Genomic DNA, 21,160 nt, shown 5'->3' with positions numbered 1-21,160 from the left:
AGAGACCACTACTACCACTCAACCGAGTAAACATCCTTCATCAAGAAGGATGCCATTTCGTCTCAGGCAAGGCATGCGGAAGGGACGTTTACGTCTGTAAACGACCGCGCGCATAACGCAGCATAAGAAGAAATTTGGTAGGCCTGAGTGGACTTGAACCACCGACCTCACCCTTATCAGGGGTGCGCTCTAACCACCTGAGCTACAAGCCTGTAGAGGTTTTTTCTGCTCGTGACTTTCTATCAGACAATCTGTGTGAGCACTTCGCGGGAAGGTATCTTCAGGTAAGGAGGTGATCCAACCGCAGGTTCCCCTACGGTTACCTTGTTACGACTTCACCCCAGTCATGAATCACAAAGTGGTAAGCGCCCTCCCGAAGGTTAAGCTACCTACTTCTTTTGCAACCCACTCCCATGGTGTGACGGGCGGTGTGTACAAGGCCCGGGAACGTATTCACCGTGGCATTCTGATCCACGATTACTAGCGATTCCGACTTCACGGAGTCGAGTTGCAGACTCCGATCCGGACTACGACGCACTTTATGAGGTCCGCTTGCTCTCGCGAGGTCGCTTCTCTTTGTATGCGCCATTGTAGCACGTGTGTAGCCCTACTCGTAAGGGCCATGATGACTTGACGTCATCCCCACCTTCCTCCGGTTTATCACCGGCAGTCTCCTTTGAGTTCCCGACCGAATCGCTGGCAACAAAGGATAAGGGTTGCGCTCGTTGCGGGACTTAACCCAACATTTCACAACACGAGCTGACGACAGCCATGCAGCACCTGTCTCAGAGTTCCCGAAGGCACCAAAGCATCTCTGCTAAGTTCTCTGGATGTCAAGAGTAGGTAAGGTTCTTCGCGTTGCATCGAATTAAACCACATGCTCCACCGCTTGTGCGGGCCCCCGTCAATTCATTTGAGTTTTAACCTTGCGGCCGTACTCCCCAGGCGGTCGACTTAACGCGTTAGCTCCGGAAGCCACTCCTCAAGGGAACAACCTCCAAGTCGACATCGTTTACGGCGTGGACTACCAGGGTATCTAATCCTGTTTGCTCCCCACGCTTTCGCACCTGAGCGTCAGTCTTCGTCCAGGGGGCCGCCTTCGCCACCGGTATTCCTCCAGATCTCTACGCATTTCACCGCTACACCTGGAATTCTACCCCCCTCTACGAGACTCAAGCCTGCCAGTTTCAAATGCAGTTCCCAGGTTAAGCCCGGGGATTTCACATCTGACTTAACAGACCGCCTGCGTGCGCTTTACGCCCAGTAATTCCGATTAACGCTTGCACCCTCCGTATTACCGCGGCTGCTGGCACGGAGTTAGCCGGTGCTTCTTCTGCGGGTAACGTCAATCGACGCGGTTATTAACCACATCGCCTTCCTCCCCGCTGAAAGTACTTTACAACCCGAAGGCCTTCTTCATACACGCGGCATGGCTGCATCAGGCTTGCGCCCATTGTGCAATATTCCCCACTGCTGCCTCCCGTAGGAGTCTGGACCGTGTCTCAGTTCCAGTGTGGCTGGTCATCCTCTCAGACCAGCTAGGGATCGTCGCCTAGGTGGGCCGTTACCCCGCCTACTAGCTAATCCCATCTGGGTTCATCCGATAGTGAGAGGCCCGAAGGTCCCCCTCTTTGGTCTTGCGACGTTATGCGGTATTAGCCACCGTTTCCAGTGGTTATCCCCCTCTATCGGGCAGATCCCCAGACATTACTCACCCGTCCGCCACTCGTCACCCGAGGAGCAAGCTCCTCTGTGCTACCGTCCGACTTGCATGTGTTAGGCCTGCCGCCAGCGTTCAATCTGAGCCATGATCAAACTCTTCAATTTAAGTTTGATTTGCTGAAACAAGTTCAGCGGTGCTCATCTGTAAAACGTCATAATGAATTTCATTATGTGTTCACTCGTGAGGCTTTGATATTTTTTACGTCCGGAGACGCTGATATCAATCCTGCGAGTGCCCACACAGATTGTCTGATAAATTGTTAAAGAGCAGTGCGAACAGCGGGTTAACCGTCTGTCGCGAGGTGGCGTATATTACGCTTTCCTCCTTCAGAGTCAACCTCTTTTTCAGAAGTTTTTCTCCGGCGGAAACTCCTGGGAGCCTCCTGCTGAACACCGCGTTACGTAAGCCGTTGTGCCGTGTCAGTGGAGGCGCATTATAGGGAAGCTTTCACAGAGCGCAAGTGCAAATTTGAACTTTTTTGCTGTTCGTCTGAAATTTGCACAAAGGGGCTGTTTTACGCGCTTTTAATACGGGCAGGTAACTCGGCAAGACTCTTTATTACCCAGTCAGCCAGCGCTTCACCTTCAGCCGTGACCGGCTTACCGCTGCGCACAAGGACTTTCTTACCTACGCCGGCGGCCTCGGCGGCTTGCATATCTTCCAGTTTGTCACCCACCATATAAGAGGCCGCCATATCGATGTGCAACTCTTGTTGCGCGGACAGTAACATTCCGGGCTGAGGCTTACGGCAGTCACACTGCTGGCGATATTCTTCAATCGTCGCGTCGGGAAGGTGCGGGCAGAAATAGATCCCATCAAGGTCGATATCCCGATCGGCCAGCGACCAGTCCATCCACTCGGTAAGCCGCATAAACTGATCTTCGCTAAACATACCGCGAGCAATACCAGACTGGTTAGTCACGACAACCAACGCAAAGCCCATCTTCTTTAATTGTTGCAATGCTTCAATGACGCCATCAATAAACTGGAAATTATCGATTTCGTGGACGTAGCCGTGATCAACATTGAGGGTGCCATCGCGATCGAGAAAAATGGCCGGGACTTTATTCGTCACGTAAAAACTCCTGCTATAAAAATTGCCGATCAGTATCGCACGATTGCGATTAAAGGGAGAATGTCTGATTGAATCACTTCCATTGATTTAGACGTCTGGATGCCTTACCATCCATCCAGCTTATGCATGCTTTCAGTGATGAGAGCACACCAGACCACGGACAATGCAAGACGATAATAAATAACGTAATGATTAAATTAGAAAATATTACCAAAGTGTTCCAGCAAGGTTCGCGATCGATACAGGCATTATCAAATGTCAGCCTGCACGTACCTGCCGGGCAAATCTATGGCGTCATCGGTGCATCCGGTGCCGGTAAAAGCACGCTCATTCGTTGCGTGAATCTGCTTGAACGTCCGACTTCCGGCCGCGTGCTGGTTGACGGTGCAGACTTAACGGCGCTGGGCGAACGGCAACTGACTCAAGCCCGCCGTCAGATCGGCATGATTTTCCAGCACTTTAACCTGATGAACTCACGCACGGTTGCGGGCAACGTTGCGCTGCCGTTAGAGCTGGGTCAGCTCTCTCGTGAGGAAATTAAAAAGCGTGTGACCGAGCTGCTGGATCTGGTCGGCCTGGCTGATAAACACGACGCCTGGCCAGCCAATCTTTCCGGTGGTCAGAAACAGCGCGTCGCTATCGCGCGTGCGCTGGCAAGCAATCCCAAAGTCCTTCTGTGTGATGAAGCCACCAGCGCGCTCGATCCGGCAACAACCCGTTCGATTCTTGAATTGCTCAAAGATATTAACCGTCGTCTTGGCCTGACCATTCTGCTGATTACGCATGAGATGGATGTCGTAAAACGCATCTGCGATCAGGTCGCAGTGATAAGCCAGGGCGAGTTAATTGAAAAGGACAGCGTGAGCGAAGTCTTCTCGCATCCTAAAACGCCGCTGGCACAACAGTTTATCCAGTCAACGCTGCACCTGGATATTCCGGACGATTATCAACAGCGCCTGTCACCTGAAGCAGGCCCAGAGAGCATGCCCTTACTGCGTATGGAATTCACCGGGCAGTCTGTCGATGCACCTTTACTCTCTGAAGCCGCGCGTCGTTTCAATATCAACAACAACATTATTAGTGCGCAGATGGATTATGCCGGCGGTGTGAAGTTCGGCATCATGCTGGCGGAAATTCACGGCAGCGAAAGCGATACACAGGCCGCGATTCAGTGGCTGCAGGAACATCACGTAAAAGTAGAGGTACTAGGTTATGTCTGAAGCGATGATTGCGTTGCTGGGGCGCGGCGTGTGGGAAACGTTGATGATGACCTTTGTCTCTGGCTTTTTCGGTTTCGTACTGGGATTACCGGTAGGCGTCCTGCTCTATGTGACCCGTCCGGGTCAGATTCTGGAAAACAAAGGTTTGTATCGGGTGCTGTCGGCGCTGGTCAACATCTTCCGCTCTATTCCCTTTATTATCCTGCTGGTCTGGATGATTCCGTTTACCCGCATCATTGTTGGCACCTCTATTGGCTTGCAGGCCGCCATTGTGCCACTGACCGTGGGTGCGGCTCCCTTTATTGCCCGTATGGTTGAGAACGCCCTGCTGGAACTGCCAACCGGACTGATCGAAGCGTCACGCGCCATGGGTGCCACACCGATGCAAATCGTGCGAAAAGTGCTGCTGCCCGAAGCCCTGCCCGGCCTCGTCAATGCGGCCACCATCACGTTGATTACGCTGGTCGGCTACTCTGCAATGGGCGGAGCCGTGGGCGCGGGCGGTCTGGGACAGATTGGCTACCAATACGGTTATATCGGATATAACGCGACAGTGATGAATACGGTATTAGTGTTATTAGTCGTTTTGGTGTATCTCATACAATTCTGTGGCGACCGCATCGTGCATGCTGTGTCCCATAAATAAGCAAGCAATATCACTATTAAGGAAAGGATATGTCTTTCAAATTTAAAAAAATTGCCGCTGTGGGTGCATTAATTGGCGCGATTGCGCTGGCAGGATGCGATCAAAAAGCCAAAGATCCAAACCACATTAAAGTGGGCGTGATTGTCGGCGCAGAACAGCAGGTTGCGGAAGCGGCGGCTAAAGTCGCTAAAGACAAGTATGGCCTGGATGTTGAGCTGGTCACCTTTAACGACTACGTGCTGCCTAACGAAGCACTGAGCAAAGGTGATATTGATGTGAATGCCTTCCAGCATAAACCGTATCTGGATCAACAAATCAAAGATCGTGGTTACAAGCTGGTATCCGTTGGTAATTCTTTCGTTTATCCGATTGCGGGCTACTCGAAAAAGATCAAATCACTCGACCAACTGCAGGACGGCGCGCAGGTTGCCATTCCTAATGACCCAACTAACCTTGGTCGTTCGCTGCTGCTGCTGCAGAAAGTGGGCCTGATTAAGCTGAAAGACGGTGTGGGCCTGCTGCCAACCTCACTGGATATCGTTGAGAATCCAAAACACCTGAAGATTGTTGAGCTGGAAGCGCCACAGCTGCCACGTTCGCTGGACGATCAGCAAATCGCACTGGCGGTCATCAACACGACTTACGCCAGCCAGATCGGCCTGACACCGGCAAAAGATGGCATCTTTGTTGAAGATAAAGACTCACCGTACGTGAACCTGATTGTTGCGCGTGAGGACAATAAAGACGCAGAAAACGTGAAAAAATTCGTGCAGGCTTATCAGTCTGACGAGGTCGCGGATGCGGCGAATAAAGTCTTTAACGGTGGTGCGGTTAAAGGCTGGTAATTTAGCCTTACATCTCTCCTCAGGGCGGCTTATAGCCGCCCTTACTGATATTGCGCTTTGCTGACTTGTTATTTATCCGTGTCCTTGTTTCAATAACGCCACTTTTTGAAACTTGAGGATGTTGCCATGCGTTTTTTACCGCTCTGCTTGTTAGCATTGATGCTGACAGGGTGTGTTCGAGAGTACCACCCAATAAGCAGCGCACCTTCTCATCCGCAGCAATCCAGCGAACCGACACGTAAGCCAACGTATCGTCCCGCGCCTGTTAAGGTTTACACCGATGCGGCCGATCTGGTGAGCAAACCCTTCCGCGATTTAGGCGAAGTGTCCGCTGAAGATTGCCAGGTGAGCAATCAGAACTCCCCCCCAAATATCGCTACCGCACGTAAACGTATGCAGATTAAAGCGTCACAGATGAAAGCCAATGCTGTGCTGCTGCATAAATGTGAAATCGTCAGCAGCACACCGGGCTGTTACCGTCAGGCTGTTTGTCAGGGATCGGCGTTGAAAGTCACCAGTCAATGAGTGAATTCGCCTTTGCGCAAATCGGCGTGATCCGTTCACCCTGGAAAGAGAAGTTCGCCGTGCCGCGTCAGCCTGGGCTGGTACAGGACGGCGGCGGCGAACTGCATCTTTTGCCGCCTTATAACCAGGCGGATGCCGTGCGCGGCCTGGAAGACTTCAGCCACCTCTGGATTCTGTTTGTTTTTCATCAGACCATGGAAGGCGGCTGGCGCCCTACCGTACGGCCTCCACGGCTGGGCGGTAACGCGCGCATGGGCGTTTTTGCCACCCGCTCCACCTTTCGCCCCAATCCCGTCGGCATGTCGCTGGTTGAGCTCAAAGGCATTCGCTGCGAGAAGCAGCAGGTCATTCTGCAACTGGGCAGCCTGGATTTAGTGGACGGTACGCCGGTTGTCGATATTAAACCTTACCTGCCTTTTGCCGAGGCCCTGCCCGAAGCGCGCGCCGGTTTCGCGCAGGCCGCGCCGGAAAGCACTATGCCGGTCCGGTTTTCAGCGCTTGCCCAACAGCAGTTGCAACAGCACGCCCGCTATCCGCATCTGGCACGCTTTATCAGCGACGTTCTCGCTCAGGATCCGCGGCCCGCTTACCGTAAAGGTGAAATCCAGGACAGGGAATATGCCGCCTGGCTAATGGAGTTTAACGTGCGCTGGCGCATTGATGACGCAGGGACGGAAGTGGTGGCTATCGATCCGCGTTAAAACCCGCTTTTTAGCCAGTGATCTCACTGGTACACTAGCCGCCAGCAAATTTTGTCTGTGAATTTCCGATCAACTGGAATCGTAATCAATGCGTACTACTCAATATCTGCTCTCTACTCAGAAAGAGACACCTTCTGACGCGGAAGTGATCAGCCACCAGCTGATGCTGCGTGCCGGGATGATCCGTAAACTGGCTTCAGGCTTATATACCTGGCTGCCAACCGGACTGCGCGTATTAAAAAAGGTCGAAAACATCGTCCGTGAAGAAATGAACAATGCCGGTGCCATTGAGATTTCAATGCCTGTGGTGCAACCCGCCGATCTGTGGCAGGAGAGCGGTCGCTGGGAACAGTACGGTCCAGAGCTATTGCGTGTTGCCGATCGCCATGAGCGCCCGTTTGTGCTCGGTCCGACGCACGAAGAAGTGATCACCGATCTGATTCGTAATGAGCTGAGCTCCTACAAACAGCTGCCGCTGAATCTGTATCAAATCCAGACTAAATTCCGTGATGAAGTGCGCCCGCGCTTTGGCGTAATGCGTTCGCGTGAATTCATCATGAAGGATGCTTACTCCTTCCATACTTCTCAGGAATCGCTGCAGGAAACCTATGACGCGATGTATCGCGCCTACAGCCAGATTTTCAATCGTATGGGGCTGGATTTCCGTGCAGTGCAGGCTGATACCGGCTCAATTGGTGGTAGCGCATCTCACGAATTCCAGGTGCTGGCGCAGAGCGGTGAGGATGACGTGATTTTCTCAACGGCGTCTGACTTCGCCGCCAACATTGAATTTGCTGAAGCCGTCGCGCCCGCGGGCGATCGTCCTGCGCCTGCAGAAGAGATGCGTGAGGTGGATACGCCGAATACCAAAACCATCGCAGAACTGGTGAGCCAGTTCCAGCAGCCGATTGAGAAAACCGTGAAAACCCTGATGGTGAAGGGCGCAGAAGAAAGCGGTCACGCGTTGGTGGCGTTGCTGGTTCGCGGCGATCACGAACTGAACGAAATCAAGGCAGAGAAATCGCCTCTGGTTGCTTCTCCGCTGACCTTTGCCACCGAAGAAGAGATCCGCTCAGCGGTTGGTGCGGGTCCTGGCTCGCTCGGCCCAGTGGGGCTGAATATGCCAGTTATCGCAGACCGTACCGTGGCGAAGATGAGCGATTTTAGTGCCGGTGCCAACATTGAGGGTAAACACTATTTCGGCATCAACTGGGAACGCGATCTGCCAATGGCGCAGGTAGCCGATCTGCGTAACGTCGTGGAAGGTGACCTGAGCCCGGATGGCAAAGGTACGTTGCAGATTAAACGTGGTATCGAAGTCGGCCACATTTTCCAGCTGGGCACCAAATACTCTGAAGCGATGAAAGCCTCCGTACAGGGCGAAGACGGTCGTAACCAGATCATGACCATGGGCTGCTACGGCATCGGCATCACCCGCGTGGTTGCGGCGGCCATCGAGCAGAACCATGACGACCGCGGCATCATCTGGCCTGCTGCGCTGGCGCCGTTCGAAGTGGCGATTCTGCCGATGAACATGCAGAAATCGTTCCGCGTGAAAGAGTTAGCGGAAGAGCTGTACAACACGCTGCGCGCCAAAGGCGTAGAGGTGATTCTGGACGATCGTAAAGAGCGTCCGGGCGTGATGTTTGCGGATATGGAGCTGATTGGCGTACCGCACACCATCGTGATTGGCGATCGCAATCTTGATAATCAGGAGATTGAGTATAAAGCCCGTCGTGCCGGTGAGAAGCAGATGATCAAGCAGGATGAGATTGTCGAATTTCTGCTTAACGCGCTTAACAAGTAACCGCACTATAACGCCCCTTTAAGGGGCGTTTTTTTTGCTGAATAACGCGCGGCTATCAGGCTTGTTCCCGCATTCTGCCCCTGTCTGACTTGTCATAACGCCCCATGCACATGCCCCTTATTGCACCTTACCGCGCAGCGCTTTGGTATTGCTGCGCCGTGACTTGCCTTCCAGCCTGCGCTCTTTCGAGGCGCGCGTAGGTCGTGTTGAGCGCCGGACTTTCTCTACCGTGGTAAGTTCGCGGATCAGGTTGACCAGCCGCTGCAGTGCCGCCTCCCTGTTCATCTCCTGACTCCGGTACTCCTGCGCCTTGATGATCACGGTTCCGTCACCGGTAATTAAATGGTGGCTGGCATTTAGCAGTCGCTCTTTATAGAACGGTGGCAACGACGAGGCAGCAATGTCGAAACGTAGATGAATGGCGGTGCTGGTTTTATTCACATGCTGACCGCCAGAACCCTGCGCCCGAATAGCCGTCAGTTCAATTTCACTGTCCGGCAGCTCAACGTTGCGTGACAGCATAATCATCTGTCACCTGCCTGCGTGCAGTACGCGTTTTTTTGTATCGGGCTATCCATTCACTGAACCTTTCGTGCTTTATCCTGAGTCGTCTTAGACGGCGTAGCCAGCTACTTTAGCAGTGATTTGCGCGCGGTTCCTGTTTTTGCCTGGCTGATTTTCTGGAAATGCCTGTGATATAGTCGCTAATCAACCAGAGTGTTTCTGCTCTGCTGAGGAGGTGCCTGTGCAAAAATATTGTGAGTTAGTTCGCCAAAAATATGCCGAAATCGGCAGCGGAGATCTGGGATATGTACCCGATGCCATTGGCTGCGCCTTAAAAGCGCTGGATGATATTGCCGCGAATGTTGCGCTAAACGCTTCTCTCAGGGAACAGGCGGCCTATGCCGCCGCAAACTTATTGGTGAGCGACTATGTTGATGAATGAAGCTTATAAACCCATCAATTGCGATGACTACGATAATCTGGAACTCGCCTGCCAAAAAAACTGGATGCTGTCGCTGGAGTTAAAAGACGGTGAACAGCTTAAGGCCAAAGCCAAAGATATTCTTTCACGTAAAAACGTTGAATATCTGGCGATTGACCTTTCCGGTGAAACGCGCGAGTTACGCCTCGATCACATTGCCAGCTTCAGCCATCCTGAACTCGGCACCGTTGTTGTCAGCGAAGAGTAATTCACTTCCCGTCGGGCGGGATGCACTCCCGCCCACCTCATTCAGGTTTCAACAAACTGTAATAGGCGGCTAAATTCGCCATATCCTCATCATTTAAGCCTGCCACAAATGCCTTCATGACTTCAGCCTGTCCCCCGCTTCGTTCCCCTTTCTTATAGGCATGTAATGCCTGGTTAAGATAGGCCGCATTTTGGCCAGCCAGATTGGGATAGAGAGGCGTGGTTGCTTTACCCTGTGCCCCGTGGCAGGCCATACAGGCGGCCGCGCGTTGCTCACCCGCTTTCACATCGCCTGCGGCGTGGACCGGTAAAACAGTTATCAGCAGCAAGGCTGCTATGCGTTGCATTATTCCGGCTCTCCCGTCGTTTTCTGCCAGTTGACTTGCCAGCCAGCGGCATCCTCGCTGGCACCTTCGCGGGTAACAAACAGCCCGGGCGCGCAAATCAACGTCTGATTAAAATAAATTAATGGAATGCGCGCGCGTTGCCAGGGCGGGATATTCAGCCTCTGCCAGATTTTTTTTATGTCTCGTCCGCCTGGGCGATTCACGATATGCACATAGCCTGTTGCGTGAAACCGCACGAATACCTGCTCCTGCGGTTGTGGGCAGCGAAGCGTACTCGTGCTTTTTTCGGCCGTCAGTACGCCCAGGTTTTGTGGCAAATGCAGAGGTTGTTCGACGTCATTCCAGGCGATTTCACAGTCAGCTAAAGAGGCGCTGAGCGGCAAGTGGTAAAGCTGCTGCCGGTAGCGACGGATCTCGTGGTTGCCCAGCTTCAGGCGCGGCTGCGCATCTTCACGGCACAACATGATCTCCTGACGGATTCGACGTAATGCTTCGCGCGACGGCATTTTCTCGCCCTGAGCGGCCAGCCAGCGGCGCAGCAGGGCGTTGCCTTTTACCTCACTCATGGTCAGCAAAGGTGTGAAGCACAGGCTACCGTCGGGTTGAATAAGCTCGCTAAGCGGCTCAGCCAGTAACTCATCCAGCAGTTGCTCCTGCTCGCCACACAAAGCGGCACTGCGCGCCGACGCCTCGGCAAAATGCGGCCAGCGGCGCAGAAGCGTCGGCAACAGCTGCTGACGCAGAAAGTTTCGGTCATAGCGCTGATCCTGATTGCTTTCATCTTCAACCCAGACCAGTTGATGCGCCTTGGCGTACTGCTCCAGGCTCAGGCGGGAATGGTTTAACAAGGGTCTGAGTAAGGCATGTCCGGCAAATGTCGCCGCCGCCGGCATGGCCGCCAGGCCCGCCGGGCCGCTGCCGCGTTTCAGCGCCAGGAGCAGCGTTTCACACTGATCGTCCAGATGCTGCGCGGTTAGCAGCTTTTCATCCGCGCACAGCGCCTGCCCCAGAGCCTGATAGCGCACCTGCCGCGCTGCCGCTTCAATGCCTTGTCCCTGATCCGTTACCTGCACACGCAGGACTTCACAAGGAATCTGCCACCGTTCGCACAGGCACAGGCAGTGCGCTGCCCAGCTATCGGCATTCGGACTGAGGCCATGATGCACATGCAGCGCACGCAGCCGTGACCGCGGGCGCGCTTGCTGCCAGGCCCGCAGTTGATGAAGCAGAACGGTAGAATCCAGACCACCGCTGAACGCCACGACCAGCGCGTCATTTTCCTTTAACAGTGCGTCAAAATCAGACATGTTCTCAATCCATACCGCGGCCAGTGGAGTCGCCCAAAGCCGCCATTTTACGCCTGATAGAGTTCCAGCGGCAAACCATCCGGATCGGCAAAGAACGTGCAGGGCTTTCCGGTTAGCTCATCGATGCGGATCGCTTCACATATCACGCCCTGCGTTGCCAGATAGCGCATCGCCGCTTCAACGTCCGGCACGCTGAAGGCCAGATGACGCAGGCCACAGGCTTCCGGTTGACTGACGCGTGCGGGCGGTTTGGGAAACGAAAACAGCTCAATCGTATACTGACCGTTCAGTGCCAGATCCCCTTTCCACGAATCACGCGCTTCACGATAGTGTTCGCTTTGCAGTTCAAACCCCAGAATGTCGCAGTAAAACGCTTTGCTGCGCGAATAGTCTGATGCAATGATCGCGATATGATGGATGTGCGTTAGCTGTAGCATCGTTGCTTCCTGTTAAACATGACGTCCTGTTAGCCGGCCTGTTTCAGCACACGTACCCGATATTCCCCCTCTTCGGTGAGGATCGCGCCGTGAATATCCGTCTCAAAGCCAGGATAGTGGCGTCCAATGCTACACAGCATTAACAGGAAGTCGAGTACGGCGCGGCTTTGTTCTGTGATCATTTCACCAGGCATCACCAGAGGAACGCCCGGAGGATAAGGCAGGATCATGTTGGCAGAGATGCGGCCCACCAGCTCATTGATGTTCACGGTTTCAATATTGCCCTTCACCTGTTGCTGAAAAGCCTGATGCGGCGTCATTTTCATCTCGGGCAACACGTCAAACGCCTTCAACATGAGCTGCGGTAAATCATGTTGCTGGATAAGACGGTGGATCCCCTGCGCCAGCGTCTGAATACGCATGTTGCGATAAAAATCGGGATCCTCCGCATAGAGATCCGGCAACATATTTTTGACCCGGAGATTGAGATCGTAGGCGCGCTTAAATTCCGTTAACCCTCGCAGCACGCTCATCGCTTTGGTTTTATCAATGCCGATACTAAACAGGAATAACAGATTGTAAGGGCCGGTTTTTTCAACCACGATGCCGCGCTCATCCAGGAACTTCGCCACCAGCGCCGCCGGAATGCCCTCTTCCGCCATCACGCCCAGCTCGCTCATGCCGGGTGTCAGGATCGTTACCTTGATCGGATCAAGATACATGTGGTCATCGGCCTGGGTGAATCCGTGCCAGTCCTCTTCCCCCGGCTGTATCGGCCAGCACTGGGCTTCATCAACGTGTTCAGGCTGCCAGATATCAAAAAACCAGCTGTCGCACTCTTCTCGCAACCGCTGTATCTCACGACGGAAATGCAGGGCGCGTTCCACTGACCGGTTAATGAGCCTTTTGCCCGGATTTCCCCGCAGCATCGCCGCCGCTGTCTCAATGGATGAGACGATGGCATAGTTCGGTGAGGTGGTGGTGTGCATCATGTAGGCTTCATTAAACGTCTGCTCGTCATAGTCGCCTTTAATATGAATCAGCGAAGCCTGGGAAAAAGCCGCCAGCAGTTTATGGGTGGACTGCGTTTCATAGAAGACTTTACCCGGCACCCGCTCACCGCTCATGCCGCTTTTCCCCTCATAGATGGGATGAAAGTTGGTATAGGGAACCCAGGCAGAATCAAAGTGGATCGACGGCACCTCAAGGGTTTGCTTGATGTACTGAGTGTTGTAGAGCAAACCGTCGTAGGTCGAATTGGTAATCACCGCATGTACCGGCCAACTGGCGCGCGGCGTGACCGCCACTTTTTGCTCGATGCTGGCACGGGTGAACTCTTTTTGCGGAATACCGCCCAAAATACCCAATGCGTTGCGTGTTGGCTTGAGCCAGATGGGGATCAAATCGCTCATCATCAACAGATGCGTGAGCGACTTATGGCAGTTGCGGTCCACCAGAATCGTGCTGCCTGCCGGGGCAGCATACATTCCGACGATTTTATTCGAGGTCGAGGTGCCGTTGGTCACCATGTAGCTCTGTTCCGCACCAAAAGTGCGGGCGATATACTCCTCGGCTTCCAGATGCGGCCCTGTGTGGTCCAGCAGCGATCCCAGTTCCGTTACCGAAATCGAGATATCCGACTTCAGCGTATTGGCACCAAAAAAGTCATAGAACAAGCAGCCGACCGGGCTTTTCTGGAAGGCCGTACCGGCCATATGGCCTGGGGTACAGAAGGTGTATTTCCCCTCTTTCACATAGGTAAACAACGCTTTGGTCAACGGCGGCGTGATGTTGTCGAGGTAGTCATCTGTGTACTGTCGGATGTGAAGAGCAATATCGTCGGCGGCATTCAGCGCATATTCAAAGAAATGCAGCGGCATACGCATTTCATTGATACTGATATCCATCTGGGAATGGGTATTGATAAAGGCATACAGCGGCAGGTATTCATTAAGCTGATTGATTTCACCACACAGCTCCGGGCTGTTGTGTTCATCCCAGTCAAAAATGACGCCGCTGATACGGGGATTGTGTTCAATGAGTTTTAGCAGATCGTCATTGTTTTTCGGCCGGATGAGTTGAAAACCTTGCTGACTCAGCGCGACTTCCAGTTCGCGCAAGGGTTCATCTTTGTAAAACACGCCATGCGCGCCCATGATCGCCAGAATATTCAATGCACATCTCCCTGATTGTTGAGGCATTAAGTAAGCATAGCGAATGATGCCACTCAACTGCAGTCAGATTAATGGCATAAAAAAAGCGGACCGAAGTCCGCTTTATCGTCATGAAGCACAATCAGGCGTAGCCGTAGCTCATCAGACGTTGATAACGGCGATCGAGCAGTTCTTCGGTGCTGAGCCCTTCCAGATCGGCCAGATCGGCCAGCAGTTGCTGTTTCAGCGACTGCGCCATTTCGACAGGATGACGATGCGCCCCGCCCAGTGGCTCAGGGATAACCGAGTCAATCAGCTTCAGCTCTTTCAGACGCGGCGCGGTAATACCCATCGCTTCGGCTGCCAGAGGCGCTTTATCGGCGCTTTTCCACAGAATAGAGGCACAGCCTTCCGGAGAGATAACAGAGTAAGTGCTGTACTGCAGCATGTTAACTTTATCACCCACACCAATGGCCAGCGCACCACCGGAACCGCCTTCACCGATGACCGTACAGATCACAGGCACCTTCAGACCGGACATTTCCCGCAGATTACGGGCAATAGCCTCAGACTGACCACGCTCTTCCGCACCAACGCCAGGATAAGCGCCAGGCGTGTCGATAAAGGTCAGGATTGGCATCTTGAAACGCTCAGCCATTTCCATCAGGCGCAGCGCTTTGCGATAGCCTTCTGGTGCTGGCATGCCAAAATTACGGCGAATCTTCTCTTTGGTTTCACGTCCTTTCTGGTGACCAATGATCATGACCGGGCGACCATCAAGGCGCGCAATCCCGCCCACAATGGCTTTGTCATCCGCATAAGCACGGTCACCCGCCAGCTCATCGAAATCGTCAAAGGCATTGCGCACGTAATCAAAGGTATAAGGACGTAGCGGATGGCGTGCCAGTTGTGCAATTTGCCATGCGCCCAAATCGGCGAAGATTTTACGGGTCAGCTCAACGCTTTTCTCGCGCAGTCGCTTCACTTCTTCGTCGAGATTGACGTGTTTATCGTCCTGACGACCAATCGAGGTTAGCGAATCAATCTTCGCTTCCAGTTCTGCAATTGGCTGTTCAAAATCCAGGTAATTAAGACTCATAATGTTCCTGTTTTAGTCAAACTCCAGTTCCACCTGCTCCGATCCAATTAACGACCGCAAATCGTTGAGTAAACGATCGCTGGGCGAAATTCGCCACGCTGCACCAAAGCGTAGCTTCGCTCGCGCGTCGGCTCTCTGATAGTAGAGATGCACTGGAATTGTCCCTGAACGATGAGGTTCCAGGGACTGACGGAGTCGGTTTAATAGCTGGTCATCAATTTGCCTGTCCGTCAGCGAGATAGCAAGTCCACGGGCGTATTTTTCGCGCGCTTCGTCGATGTCCATGACTTCCCGGGCGGTCATTTTAAGCCCACCACTGAAGTCATCAAAGCTGACCTGTCCGCTGACGATCAGGATACGGTCTTTCTCCAGCAGTTGCTGGTATTTATCTAACGCATCGGTAAATAACATGACTTCGAGACGGCCGGAACGATCGTCAAGTGTACAAATACCAATTCGGTTGCCGCGTTTGGTCACCATTACACGCGCAGCAATCACCAGACCTGCCGCAACGGTAATCTTACCACGATCGGTAGGATGCATATCTTTCAAACGCATCCCGCCAACGTAACGCTCAATTTCTTTTAAATACTGATTAATAGGATGGCCGGTAAGATACAACCCAAGGGTTTCTCGTTCACCATCCAACTGCACCTGTTCCGGCCAGGGCGTCACGCTGGCATAGGACTGTTCTACCTGTTCAGGCTCGTCGGCCAGTACGCCAAACATGTCCGCCTGGCCGATCGCTTCGGCTTTCGCATGCTGATCCGCCGCCTTCAGCGCATCGTTAAGGGCGCTCATTAAGGCAGCGCGGTGTGGGCCGAGACGATCAAAGGCACCTGACATGATCAGTTTTTCCATGACCCGACGGTTGATCTTTTTGGTATCGGTGCGCGCGCAGAGATCGAACAGCTCCCGGAAATAACCGCCCTCGTTACGCGCATCGATGATCGCTTCGATCGGCCCTTCACCGACGCCTTTAATGGCGCCGATGCCGTAAACGATCTCGCCCTCATCATTGACGTGGAACTGATACAGGCCCGAGTTAATATCCGGCGGCAGGACCTTTAGCCCCATGCGCCAGCACTCATCCACCAGGCCAACCACTTTTTCCGTGTTATCCATATCCGCCGTCATGACCGCAGCCATAAATTCGGCCGGATAATGCGCTTTCAGCCACAGCGTTTGATAGGACACCAGCGCATAAGCCGCAGAGTGCGATTTGTTAAAACCGTATCCGGCAAATTTCTCTACCAGATCGAAGATTTTCATCGACAGTTCGCCGTCGATGCCCATGCTTTCAGCGCCGTCTTTAAATACGGAGCGCTGCTTGGCCATCTCTTCGGGTTTCTTTTTACCCATGGCGCGACGCAGCATATCCGCCCCGCCGAGCGTATAGCCAGACAGGACCTGGGCGATCTGCATCACCTGTTCCTGATACAGGATAATGCCGTAGGTCGGCTCGAGAACCGGCTTCAGGCTTTCATGCTGCCACTGGATATCAGGATAGGAGATGGCTTCCCGACCGTGCTTACGGTCGATAAAGTTATCCACCATGCCCGACTGCAACGGGCCAGGGCGGAACAGCGCCACGAGGGCGATCATGTCTTCAAAGCAGTCAGGTTTCAGACGCTTGATCAGATCTTTCATGCCGCGCGATTCAAGCTGGAAAACCGCCGTGGTTTCCGCGCGCTGCAGCATATCAAAGCTTTTCTTGTCTTCAAGCGGAATGGTGGCGATATCGATCGGCGGCAACCCCTGCTTTTCACGGCGCGGGTTAATCATCTTCAGTGCCCAGTCGATAATGGTCAGCGTACGCAGCCCCAGGAAGTCAAACTTCACCAGGCCGGCATATTCCACATCATTTTTATCAAACTGCGTCACCGGATACTGGCCGTTTTCGTCACAGTACAGTGGCGCAAAATCGGTAATTTTGGTGGGCGCAATCACTACTCCACCCGCGTGCTTACCGGCGTTTCGCGTAACACCTTCCAGCTTGCGCGCCATATCAATTAGCGCTTTGACTTCCTCATCGGCCTCATAAATTTCAGGCAGTTGCGGCTCTGCAGCAAAGGCTTTTTCCAGCGTCATGCCCGGATCGGGCGGCACCAGCTTTGAAATACGATCGACAAAACCATAGGGATGGCCCAGAACGCGTCCCACGTCACGAATGACCGCCTTAGCCGCCATGGTGCCGAAAGTAATAATCTGAGACACCGCTTCGCGGCCGTACATGTCGGCCACGTGTTCAATCACCTGGTCACGTTTCTCCATGCAGAAATCGACGTCGAAGTCGGGCATGGAAACACGTTCTGGGTTCAGGAAACGTTCGAACAGCAGGTCGAACTCCAGCGGATCAAGGTCAGTGATCTTGAGCGCATAGGCGACTAAGGATCCCGCACCAGAACCACGGCCCGGCCCAACCGGCACGCCGTTATCTTTCGACCACTGGATAAACTCCATCACGATCAGGAAGTAGCCAGGGAACCCCATCTGGTTAATAACGTTGAGTTCCACTTCCAGACGTTCATCGTATTCCGGCCGCTTTTCGGCCCGTACGGCTTCGTCCGGAAACAGCATCGCGAGGCGCTCTTCCAGCCCCTCGCGGGATTTCATCACCAAAAAGTCTTCGGTGGTCATATCCCCTGTCGGGAACTGGGGCAGAAAGTACTCACCCAGCCGGACCGTGACGTTACAACGCTTAGCAATCTCTACGCTGTTTTCCAGCGCTTCCGGGATGTCCGCGAACAGCTCGCACATCTCCTCTTCGCTGCGCATGTATTGCTGAGGACTGTAATGGCGAGGACGTTTCGGATCGTCGAGCGTGTAACCATCATGAATGGCAACGCGGATCTCGTGGGCGTCGAAATCTTCTTCATTGATGAAGCAGACTTCATTCGTGGCAACAACGGGGATCCCTTCTGCAATCGCCAGCTCAACCGCCGCATGCAGATAGCTCTCCTCATCAGGACGACCGGTACGGACCAGCTCCAGGAAGTAGCGATCGGCGAAATGCTGTTGATAGAAAGCCAGGCAGTCAGACACCAGCGCGCTGTTACCTCGTAGCAGGCTGCGGCCAACATCCCCTCGACGGCCCCCGGACAGCAGAATCAGTCCTTCCTGCAGTTCGGCCAGCCAGTCGCGATCGATAATCGGGCCAGCAATACCGTAACCCCGTTGGTAAGCACGGGAAATCAGCAGTGTCAGATTCTGATAGCCGGTATTATTTGCCGCCAGCACGGTAATCTGGGTCAGTTCATCGCCCATCAACTCGCTGGCAACGTTAAAATCTGCCCCGATAATCGGTTTAACCCCTGCCCCGTGCGCACCGCCGTAAAATTTCACCAGCCCGCAAAGGTTGGTGAAGTCGGTAATCGCGATGGCTGGCATACCCAGCGCAGCCGCTTTCTTGATCAACGGGCCGGTTTTCGCCAGGCCGTCGACCATGGAATAGTCGCTGTGTACGCGCAGATGTATAAAACGGGGTTCGGCCATATCAGTTTCCGGTTAAAACAGGTTCGGATTAGCGCAGCGTGGTCAGGCTGCTCGCCAGTACATCGGCATCAATCAGCGCATTACGCACCGGCGCAAAGCTGCGGCGGTGATGAGGGGTTGCACCGTACTGCGTCAATTTTTCCATGTGTAACGCCGTAGGATAACCTTTATGCTGCGCAAAACCATACTGCGGAAACAACAAATCCAGCTCTGCCATTTCACGATCGCGCGTGACCTTGGCGATGATGGAGGCGGCACTGATTTCGGCGACCAGGCTGTCGCCCTTCACCACCGCCAGAGAAGGCATCGGCAACGCCGGACAGCGATTGCCGTCAATCAGCACAAAGTCTGGCGTGATGGACAGGCCAGCGACCGCGCGCTGCATCGCCAGCATCGTGGCGTGCAGGATATTAAGATTGTCGATCTCGTCCGGTTCTGCGCGCCCCAGGCTCCAGGCGAGCGCTTTCTCTTTGATTTGATCAAACAGCGCGAGACGGCGTTTTTCTGACAGTTTTTTGGAGTCTGCCAGGCCGGGAACAGGATTCGCGGGATCGAGGATCACGGCGGCGGTCACAACGGCCCCGACTAATGGCCCGCGCCCGACTTCGTCCACCCCGGCAATACAACCGGCGGCAGGATAGATAAAATCAGCCATTGGCAAGCTCCAGCACCGCATCTGCGGCTTGTTCGTCAGCGTTCCAGCGGATCTGCTGGTGCAGTTCATAAAAGGTGTTCAGCAGCGTTTCACGTTCACGACTGGCATGCAGCAACGGATCCAGCGCCGCGGCCAGCGCCTCAGGCTGACATTCATCCTGCAACAGCTCTTTGACCAGTTCGCGCCCGGCCAGCAGATTCGGCAAAGAGACGTAATCCGTTTTGACCAGTCGTTTAGCCAGCCAGAAGGTAAACGGCTTCATGCGGTAGCCAACCACCATCGGGCATTTTGCCAGCATGCACTCCAGCGCCGCCGTTCCCGAAGCCAGTAGCGCAGCATCACTTGCCACCATGGCTTCCCTGCCCTGACCATCCAGCAGGTGCATCGGCAGCTCAGGCGCGACCTCCGCTTTAATTTTTTCAAACTGTTCGCGGCGCTTAGCGTTAACCAGGGGCACGACAATTTCCAGCGCCGGATAGTGCGTACGCAGACGCTGTGCGGTTTTAAGGAAATCCGCACTCAGCATTTCGACTTCGGCACCCCGGCTGCCGGGAAGCAGTGCCAGACAGAGCGCGTGCTCGTCTATGCCAAGATGGCGGCGAGCGGCGGCCTTGTCGGGCTGTAACGGCATGGCATCCGCCATGGTATGACCAATAAAGCGACAGGGAACGTTGAAACGGTCGTAGAAGGCTTTTTCAAACGGCAGAAACGCCAATACCAGATCGGTATTGCGGCCGATTTTAAAGACGCGCTTTTGTCGCCAGGCCCAGACAGAGGGGCTGACGTAATGAATGGTGCGAATGCCTGCGCGTTTGAGATGGCCTTCCAGCGTGATGTTGAAATCCGGCGCATCAATACCGACAAAGACGTCAGGCTGAAGCGCGGTAAAGCGCTGCGTAAGATCGCGACGTATACTTAATAAACGCCGTAACCGCCCCAGCACCTCCACAATGCCCATCACCGCCAGCTCTTCCATCTCGTACCAGGCTTCGCAACCTTCGGCCTGCATTAGCGGACCCGCGACGCCAACAAAACGGGCATCAGGATGACGCGCTTTTAATGCCCGAATCAGGCCTGCGCCAAGGATATCGCCAGAGGTTTCTCCGGCGACCAGGGCAATCGTAAGGGGACGCGCTGACATGAATTAGCGAATTAATCCACGAGTTGAACGAGCAAAGAAATCAAAGAAAGGCTGCACTTCGCTGTGCTGCTGAGCAATCGCCTCGATTTCCGGTTTGACTTCATCCAGCGTTCTGCCGCTGCGATAAAGTAACTTGTAGGCGTTGCGGATAGCGTGCAGTGCTTCTTTGCTGAAGCCACGGCGCTTCAGGCCTTCAATGTTGATACCGAATGGCGTGGCATGGTTGCCTTGCGCAATGACATAGGGCGGCACATCCTGAGCCACGCCTGAACAACCACCAACCATCACATGTGCGCCAATGGTGCACCACTGGTGCACGGCCGTCATGCCGCCAATAATGGCGAAATCGTCGACAGTGACATGGCCGCCTAGTGTCGCATTGTTGGCCATAATGCAGCGGTTGCCAATGACACAGTCATGCGCGATATGGACGTTAACCATCAACAGATTGTCACTGCCGACAACCGTGACATTTGTGCCCTGAGTCGTGCCACGATGAATGGTCACGCTTTCACGAATACGGTTACGATCGCCAATTTCAACACGGGTAGGTTCACCCGCGTATTTCAGATCCTGATTCACTTCACCGATAGAAGCAAACTGATAGATCTGGTTGTCTTTACCGATACGCGTATGGCCGTTTACCACCACGTGTGACTTAAGGACGGTTCCCTCACCAATCTCGACATTCGCCCCGACAAAACAGAAAGGACCAATATGAACGCCGGGGCCGATAACAGCCCCGTCTCCGATGACTGAACTGGGATGGATGTTGGCGGTTGGATCAATCAC

The 21,160-nt window shown here is 53.9% G+C and carries 19 protein-coding genes, 1 tRNA gene and 1 rRNA gene; 8 read left to right on the top strand and 13 right to left on the bottom strand.

What is annotated here, in order from left to right; all coding sequences use genetic code 11:
- Nucleotides 1-135 precede the first annotated feature (135 nt).
- From NYE92_RS19130 to gmhB, 3 genes are all read right to left on the bottom strand, one after another.
- Nucleotides 136-212 (bottom strand) — tRNA-Ile (locus NYE92_RS19130).
- 73 nt (nt 213-285) lie between these two features.
- Nucleotides 286-1,827, bottom strand: a 16S ribosomal RNA gene (locus tag NYE92_RS19125).
- A 410-nt stretch (nt 1,828-2,237) separates the two neighbouring features.
- The gene (gene gmhB / locus NYE92_RS19120; RefSeq protein ID WP_014606544.1) at nt 2,238-2,798 is read right to left on the bottom strand and encodes a D-glycero-beta-D-manno-heptose 1,7-bisphosphate 7-phosphatase; all 561 of its coding nucleotides are present in this window, start codon (nt 2,796-2,798) and stop codon (nt 2,238-2,240) included.
- Nucleotides 2,799-2,986: 188 nt separating this feature from the next.
- Here gmhB and metN point away from each other — a divergent pair, with 188 nt between their 5' ends.
- The 6 genes from metN to proS all read left to right on the top strand — a co-directional run bounded on the left by metN (nt 2,987) and on the right by proS (nt 8,542).
- Complete coding sequence (metN, locus tag NYE92_RS19115) at nt 2,987-4,018, top strand: methionine ABC transporter ATP-binding protein MetN (protein ID WP_020693764.1); 1,032 nt, start codon at nt 2,987-2,989, stop codon at nt 4,016-4,018.
- On the top strand, nt 4,011-4,664 hold the full coding sequence (locus NYE92_RS19110; protein WP_015700917.1) for a methionine ABC transporter permease MetI: 654 nt from the start codon (nt 4,011-4,013) through the stop codon (nt 4,662-4,664). Before metN ends, NYE92_RS19110 begins: the two co-directional genes overlap by 8 nt.
- 29 nt (nt 4,665-4,693) lie before the next feature.
- Entirely contained in the window at nt 4,694-5,509 is an 816-nt protein-coding gene (locus NYE92_RS19105; RefSeq protein WP_014592975.1) for a MetQ/NlpA family lipoprotein, read from the top strand.
- Nucleotides 5,510-5,635: 126 nt separating this feature from the next.
- On the top strand, nt 5,636-6,034 hold the full coding sequence (gene rcsF, locus NYE92_RS19100; protein ID WP_015700918.1) for an Rcs stress response system protein RcsF: 399 nt from the start codon (nt 5,636-5,638) through the stop codon (nt 6,032-6,034).
- Nucleotides 6,031-6,735 (top strand): tRNA (N6-threonylcarbamoyladenosine(37)-N6)-methyltransferase TrmO, encoded by a 705-nt coding sequence (gene tsaA, locus NYE92_RS19095; protein WP_013024710.1) that lies wholly within the window; start codon nt 6,031-6,033, stop codon nt 6,733-6,735. Before rcsF ends, tsaA begins: the two co-directional genes overlap by 4 nt.
- 88 nt (nt 6,736-6,823) lie before the next feature.
- Nucleotides 6,824-8,542 (top strand): proline--tRNA ligase, encoded by a 1,719-nt coding sequence (gene proS, locus NYE92_RS19090; protein ID WP_014592973.1) that lies wholly within the window; start codon nt 6,824-6,826, stop codon nt 8,540-8,542.
- A gap of 117 nt (nt 8,543-8,659) precedes the next feature.
- On the opposite strand, the gene arfB is transcribed toward proS, so the two are convergent.
- Complete coding sequence (gene arfB / locus NYE92_RS19085) at nt 8,660-9,070, bottom strand: alternative ribosome rescue aminoacyl-tRNA hydrolase ArfB (RefSeq protein ID WP_013024708.1); 411 nt, start codon at nt 9,068-9,070, stop codon at nt 8,660-8,662.
- Nucleotides 9,071-9,287: 217 nt separating this feature from the next.
- Between arfB and NYE92_RS19080 the strand changes: the two genes are divergently transcribed.
- Together NYE92_RS19080 and rof are read left to right on the top strand one after the other, a co-directional pair.
- Nucleotides 9,288-9,488 carry a YaeP family protein gene (locus NYE92_RS19080; protein ID WP_014606545.1) on the top strand — a complete coding sequence of 67 codons (201 nt, stop codon included), beginning with the start codon at nt 9,288-9,290 and terminating at the stop codon, nt 9,486-9,488.
- Nucleotides 9,475-9,735 carry a Rho-binding antiterminator gene (gene rof, locus NYE92_RS19075; protein WP_013024706.1) on the top strand — a complete coding sequence of 87 codons (261 nt, stop codon included), beginning with the start codon at nt 9,475-9,477 and terminating at the stop codon, nt 9,733-9,735. Before NYE92_RS19080 ends, rof begins: the two co-directional genes overlap by 14 nt.
- A gap of 37 nt (nt 9,736-9,772) precedes the next feature.
- On the opposite strand, the gene NYE92_RS19070 is transcribed toward rof, so the two are convergent.
- The 9 genes from NYE92_RS19070 to lpxA all read right to left on the bottom strand — a co-directional run bounded on the left by NYE92_RS19070 (nt 9,773) and on the right by lpxA (nt 21,160).
- Complete coding sequence (locus tag NYE92_RS19070; RefSeq protein ID WP_210494705.1) at nt 9,773-10,081, bottom strand: cytochrome c; 309 nt, start codon at nt 10,079-10,081, stop codon at nt 9,773-9,775.
- Nucleotides 10,081-11,388, bottom strand: coding sequence for a tRNA lysidine(34) synthetase TilS (tilS, locus tag NYE92_RS19065; RefSeq protein ID WP_014592972.1), 1,308 nt, complete (start codon nt 11,386-11,388; stop codon nt 10,081-10,083). The genes NYE92_RS19070 and tilS overlap by 1 nt, the downstream gene beginning before the upstream one ends.
- 47 nt (nt 11,389-11,435) lie before the next feature.
- Nucleotides 11,436-11,825 (bottom strand): VOC family protein, encoded by a 390-nt coding sequence (locus NYE92_RS19060; protein WP_013024703.1) that lies wholly within the window; start codon nt 11,823-11,825, stop codon nt 11,436-11,438.
- Nucleotides 11,826-11,854: 29 nt separating this feature from the next.
- Nucleotides 11,855-13,999 (bottom strand): lysine decarboxylase LdcC, encoded by a 2,145-nt coding sequence (locus tag NYE92_RS19055; RefSeq protein ID WP_259019351.1) that lies wholly within the window; start codon nt 13,997-13,999, stop codon nt 11,855-11,857.
- 121 nt (nt 14,000-14,120) lie between these two features.
- Nucleotides 14,121-15,077 (bottom strand): acetyl-CoA carboxylase carboxyl transferase subunit alpha, encoded by a 957-nt coding sequence (gene accA, locus NYE92_RS19050; protein ID WP_013024701.1) that lies wholly within the window; start codon nt 15,075-15,077, stop codon nt 14,121-14,123.
- Between the two features lie 12 nt (nt 15,078-15,089).
- The gene (dnaE, locus tag NYE92_RS19045) at nt 15,090-18,572 is read right to left on the bottom strand and encodes a DNA polymerase III subunit alpha (RefSeq protein WP_014592968.1); all 3,483 of its coding nucleotides are present in this window, start codon (nt 18,570-18,572) and stop codon (nt 15,090-15,092) included.
- A 28-nt stretch (nt 18,573-18,600) separates the two neighbouring features.
- A complete protein-coding gene (rnhB, locus tag NYE92_RS19040; RefSeq protein WP_014606548.1) occupies nt 18,601-19,227 on the bottom strand; it encodes a ribonuclease HII in 627 nt (208 codons plus the stop codon).
- Nucleotides 19,220-20,368, bottom strand: a complete 1,149-nt coding sequence (gene lpxB / locus NYE92_RS19035) for a lipid-A-disaccharide synthase (protein ID WP_013024698.1) — start codon at nt 20,366-20,368, stop codon at nt 19,220-19,222. The genes rnhB and lpxB overlap by 8 nt, the downstream gene beginning before the upstream one ends.
- A gap of 3 nt (nt 20,369-20,371) precedes the next feature.
- Nucleotides 20,372-21,160, bottom strand: a complete 789-nt coding sequence (gene lpxA, locus NYE92_RS19030) for an acyl-ACP--UDP-N-acetylglucosamine O-acyltransferase (RefSeq protein WP_210494707.1) — start codon at nt 21,158-21,160, stop codon at nt 20,372-20,374.

The sequence above is a fragment of the Pantoea sp. B566 genome (genome assembly GCF_024793925.1).
Classification (GTDB): Bacteria; Pseudomonadota; Gammaproteobacteria; order Enterobacterales; family Enterobacteriaceae; genus Pantoea; species Pantoea ananatis.
This window is presented reverse-complemented; position numbering and strand designations above follow the sequence as displayed.